The sequence below is a fragment of the Nostoc sp. genome (assembly GCF_041747015.1).
In the GTDB taxonomy this organism is placed as follows: Bacteria; Cyanobacteriota; Cyanobacteriia; order Cyanobacteriales; family Nostocaceae; genus Nostoc.
This window is the reverse complement of the sequence record NZ_JBGTFY010000261.1, coordinates 1-4324: the sequence shown is the minus strand read 5'-3', so window position 1 is coordinate 4324 and position 4324 is coordinate 1. Positions and strand designations below refer to the sequence as shown.

The 4324-nt window shown below is 40.6% G+C and carries 2 protein-coding genes; both read right to left on the bottom strand.

Annotated elements, in window-relative coordinates; all coding sequences use genetic code 11:
* Positions 1-123: 123 nt before the first annotated feature.
* Positions 124-3357: a BREX-1 system adenine-specific DNA-methyltransferase PglX gene (pglX, locus tag ACEW80_RS21495; RefSeq protein ID WP_373528542.1), complete on the bottom strand. Its 3234-nt coding sequence runs from the start codon at positions 3355-3357 to the stop codon at positions 124-126.
* Positions 3358-3421: 64 nt separating this feature from the next.
* A complete protein-coding gene (locus tag ACEW80_RS21490; RefSeq protein ID WP_373528541.1) occupies positions 3422-4180 on the bottom strand; it encodes a hypothetical protein in 759 nt (252 codons plus the stop codon).
* Positions 4181-4324: the final 144 nt, after the last annotated feature.

Here is a 4324-nt window from a genome sequence, read left to right as displayed (position 1 = left end):
TTATTGAGTAGTTATACTTATTTTTCGTTCCAGATGTTTTTTTAGCCATTGCCTCTGTCGGAGAAACTAGTTACTTTGTACTATATTGTGAATTCCAAAATCGGGGTTAATACTCTATTTTTTTCAAAATGAGAATTGCTGATCTTCGCTGTAACGGTGTAAATATAGTAATGCGCCAAAAGCTCGTTTTTTTCCACTGGTAAACAGCCAGTAAATGGGGCGTTTTTTATAAGTTTGAATGTGGTCAGAAATGAATTCTTGCAGAAAGTAGCGACGAATGCGTTCTTGGGCGCTTTCGCCGTTTCTCAGGGTGAGGGCGTTGGCGATGAAGTTGAGGTTTTCGGTAAGGGTTTCGGGACTGTAGGCAACTCGCAGAAATTCTATGAAGCGGGTAACGATATCGTTATCAAAGTATGCTTGGTCTGTGATGGGAATAATTGCATCACTGCTGGCGCTTAAAGTTTGGTGTAAGGTGGGGTTAAATGGTTGTCCGGCGTGGATGAGTCCGGGTTTGTCGAGGGAGTAGCGCCCCATGATACAGCCGACTGCATAGGAGATGAGGGAACGGATATCTTTGTTTAAGTCGGCGCGGCGGATGGTGATTTGGTCGTCGGTTACTTCTGGGGTAAGTTCATCTTGTAATTCGTATGCTTCTATCCAGTAGCGGTTATTTTCTTCTTCGAGTTGTTGGAGTTCGCGGAAGGCTGTTTCTGATTTGCTTTGCCAGATGGTGAAAGCTTCGTTGAGGTATTTGGAGTTGTGGCGTAATAGGGGGTGGGTTTGAAAGTCCCAGGAGGTTTCAAAGTTGTCCCAGTCTTGATGACTTATGCCAATACATTGATTAACAACATTTATAATATTTGAAGTTAATTGTTTTTGAGGAAGAATTACTGGGAATTTAGCTACCTCACCTGATTGAAAATTCAATGTTGGATTTAAATTTACAAAAATTTTTAGAAAAACTACACAATTCAGCAAGCCACCTAGAATATCACTAATTTCCTCGGCAGCAAATAAACAACATCCCCCATTATCAAATATAAAGCCCTCTTTAAATTTTCTAATACTAAAACTTCCAGATGTTACAGTAGACCATGTCCAACCCGGTTGCATAAAATACTTTTCATTAGCAACCACAGAATGAGCAATACTTTTAATTTCATGACCGCTATTTTCCCAATTAATTAAATATTCATTAAATCCATACCATTTTCTTAGACCGCCACCTTTATTGTATGGAATCCATTTCTTTGTGTTTTGATTCACCAGATTAACACTGCTATAATAAATAGCTAATTTATTTAAAGAAATCTCATACCATAATCTAAGAAATCTATCATTATTTGTAGTTGTATTACCTTTCCTTGGCGATGCTATATCTTTTAGTTCATTACCTTTAGAAAAGATTGTTAACATATTGTTAGATATCCAATAGGCAATCGCACTCCCCGGAATCTTTGCATAATCAGCCGCATTTGCATAATACAGATATCCACAATCAGGATTTTTGATTGCTTCTAGTAACTTTATTGGTTGTGATTCCGATGATCCTAAATATCCTAAATCTACATAAACTCCTTTTATGTTTTCAAAGCAATTCTTAATTACAAAAGTAACTAAAGGTACAATTGCTGAATCAAAAAAACTTGTATAAGAAGGTTTTACTAAGCTACGAATTGTCTTTTGCGAAATCAAGAATCCTCTTAATTTTTCATACGAAGATAGAAACATCCAAACAAAAGGAGAAACAAAACCTAATTGAGCTTGAGGAAATGCAAACTCAAAGTTTCGCATTATAAATGCAGAAAATAAATCTGATTTAACATCATTATGGTGTTCAGCTAAGAATTTTTTCAGAGTATCATTTATTCTTTTACCACCCATAAAAGGTGGATTTGCAACCACAACCCAATACTGCTTCCTCAATAACTCAGCCTGTAATAACAACCCCTTTAAAGCTGGAACATACTCCCGAAATAACGAATCACTCACTTCTAAATTATCCAATTGGCATTTCAACTTCTGACTATCAAAAGCTGGCGGAGTAATTAAACTTCCTAAATTTTCCGCATCTTTAAAAGCCTCAATTAACGCTTGCCAATCTTCAGCATTTAATTCTGTAGCAAGTGGTAAAGTCCGACTATGGGTAGGACGCACCGCCATAATATTCAAAGCCAGAGATTTCCGCAAAATCCGCGAATTCTTTGCCCGTGCCTTCATCAATACCGCAAAACTTGCTAACTGCGCTGCACGTTCATCAATATCTAAACCATACAAATTGTGCCTCAAAATCAGCGCCGGAATATCTCGTTCTAAATAACCTTGTTCTTTGTAAATTTCAAACAGCAAATCAAACGCATATACCAAAATATGACCACTACCACAAGCAGGGTCTATCACAGTCAACTCTTGAGGCGTTAAAGCTTGCGGTTTTTCTCCCTCACCATTATCGTTAGGATTTTCCAAATAGTAGGGCATATATTCCCGCAACCGTGATTCTGGGTGCGCCTCTAACCACAGCCGCCCTAAACTGTTCTCCACCATATACCGAACAATCCAGTGGGGAGTAAACAATTGAGTCGCTGCGGGAATATCTGCGGCTGCAACCTTCGACTTTGCCCCTATTACCTCATCCTTACGTTCCGAAATGTAAAACTGATACAACCAACCCACTACTTCAATGTTCTGCCAGTCCTCCTCTGGAATCTCCTTTTCCAGCCGCCGTACAATTGAATCTTGATTTAACAAATTTCCAGGCAAAAACAGCGCTTGGTAATTCTGGCGAGGGTCAAACAGTGCCGGAATTCCCTCTGCCAAAGCTTTACACTGAGCTAACAGCAGACGGCGGTAGAGAAACTCATCGGGATTAGGATCATGATTGGCAAAACTGCGCCACTCATGGAGAGTATCCAAGTCAAGTTCAGGTAAATCCCCCATTTCGGCAATAGAACTAGCATCCCGTAATAAATCAGGGTCTACCAAATTGGAGTCGCTACTACTCAACACCCGCCCGATATATCCATTCACCTCCATAAACCGCAACGCCGCCAAACGGTTAAACCAGGTGTAGGCAATTTCATCTATCAGCGCATCTACCGCCTGGGACTGGCTGGAACTTAGCGTTAACCCTTCGGCTGCGCTCAGGGTTAAATCTTGCAAGCGATTTCGCAGTTGATGATATTGGTTTGCTTCCGTGGTATTTAGCGTTTGACCCGCTACCAGCAGTCCACCTGCAACTGTCTGAGGTTCTGTAATACTTTTGTGAGTTATGCCAAATTGGGCAGCACGGGCTTTAACTTGTTCTCGTAGGTAACGACGCGCCCAAATAGCAAAGTTTTTGATAGCAGTGCGGTTCATAAGCTGATGAGGGAATAGGGTGATGCAATAAAGGTAGGAAAATGATTGGTAGAAATAAGTAATATTACTCAAGACGAACGCGATGATTTTGTTGAATCTCATCCAATAGCGTTTTCCGCAACGCCTCTAGATAAACATCCACATCTTGGAGTGTTTCCAGTAGGGGTTTAGGCGCAACTCTCGCTACCTGCACCGATACGATAGGTTTGACACAAGTAGCTTTGCCGTTACTGCCATTGTTTGATTGACGCTGAATGATTTCATTAGCTTGCTGATCTACTTTTTGCAGCAATTGTGGGAGGATGCTTTCTAGTTCACTTTGACGTGCGATCGCAGAATCGATACTTGTTACCTGGTTAACTGAGGTGACAACTTTATCGATGTCTTGGGTGATGTTACCGAGGTCAAGCTGTGCAGAAATATCTTGGTGAGCGGAAGTCACATACTCAGCTAATTTCTCCCGCATTGCCTTGCTTTTAGTCTCCACCTGATAGATTTGAGTTTTTAGTACCTCTTGCACCTTATCTTTAACAGGTAGGAGTAACATTGCTAATTCTGGAATCTTGGCAGTGGGGTCAGACATCGCCAAAATTTGCTTAACTAAATCCACCCGCCTGAGCAAATCTAGCTCACTAATATGGCGTAGTTCTGGTTCTAGAGTTTTTAGGTCATTATGAGCTTGCTGGAACAGCTTAATTTGTGTGCTAAAGAAGGATTGCAGCTTTTGCACATCTTCGATAAATTCTTCTATATCATCCCGTCGCTGACGAAATGTGTCGAAAAACTTAGCCGCACTGTCCTTCGTTAACAATTCATCCAGCAAATCTAAGTTCTGGACTTTGGACTAAAAGGCTAGAGAAAAGCAGTCAGCAGTAACACTGACTGCCGTAAAGTCAATGAAAGTAATCGATAAATCATTGACGCGATGATCCTGACACAACTAGAAAAATTCCGCCAAGCTATCTAC

Bases quoted from the DNA above. Each gene is read 5' to 3' on its own strand.
- pglX (WP_373528542.1), bottom strand. From the start codon at position 3,357: ATGAACCGCACTGCTATCAAAAACTTTGCTATTTGGGCGCGTCGTTAC.